The following is a 1,044-nucleotide window of genomic DNA, read 5'->3' as shown; positions in this document are numbered from 1 at the left end:
ACGGTCGAACGCATCCAGGCCGTTGCCGAAAAGGTAGCCGGCTTTCATAAACGGGGTGACCAGGTGGTCGTCGTCGTTTCCGCCATGAGTGGGGAAACCAACCGGCTCATCGAGCTGGCCAACGGCGTTACCGACAAACCCTCTCCACGGGAAATGGACGTGCTGGTGTCTACCGGCGAGCAGGTCACTATTGCCCTGTTGTCCATGGCGCTGCAAAAGCAGGGCCTCAATGCCCGCTCCTATACAGGTAGCCAGATTCCCCTGCGTACGGACAACACCTACTCCAAAGCCCGCATCGAAGAAATCGACGACAAGAAAGTTCGCGCCGATCTTGATGGTGGCAGTGTGGTGGTCGTGGCCGGTTTCCAGGGCGTCGATGGTGACGGCAACATTACCACGCTGGGCCGTGGTGGCTCTGATACCACCGCTGTGGCTTTGGCTGCTGCGCTGAAAGCGGACGAGTGCCAGATCTATACGGATGTGGATGGTGTTTACACCACTGACCCGCGAGTAGTGGATAACGCCCGCCGTCTGGACAGCATTACTTTCGAGGAAATGCTGGAAATGGCCAGCCAGGGCTCCAAGGTCCTGCAGATCCGCTCTGTGGAATTCGCCGGCAAATACAATGTGCCGCTGCGTGTTTTGTCCAGTTTCCAGGATGGCCCTGGGACACTTATTACCGTCGAAGACGAGGTTGATATGGAAAAGCCGGTAATCTCCGGAATTGCCTTTACCCGTGATGAAGCCAAGATCATCGTGCGTGGCGCCCCGGACACCCCGGGTATTGCCTACAAGATCCTCGGCCCGGTAAGCGCAGAGAACATCGAAGTGGACATGATCGTGCAGAACGTGGGTAAGGACGGCGCTGCCGACTTCACCTTCACCGTGCACCGCAACGATTTCGCCCGTGCCCAGGAAGCCCTGCGTAACGCCTCCGAAGAGCTGGGCAACCCGGAAATCATCGGTGACGACAAGATCGCCAAGGTCTCCCTGGTGGGTGTGGGCATGCGCTCTCACGCGGGCGTGGCGTCCAAGATGTTCGAA

Annotated in this window: 1 protein-coding gene; it reads left to right on the top strand. The window is 58.4% G+C overall.

Going from position 1 to position 1,044, the window contains the following annotated elements:
- Positions 1 to 1,044: aspartate kinase (locus A3754_RS03015; protein WP_063518812.1), on the top strand; the 1,044-nt coding region annotated here is incomplete at both ends.

This window comes from Alcanivorax sp. HI0083 (genome assembly GCF_001635175.1).
Note: the sequence above shows the minus strand (reverse complement) of the source record. Positions and strands in the feature narration are given on the sequence as shown.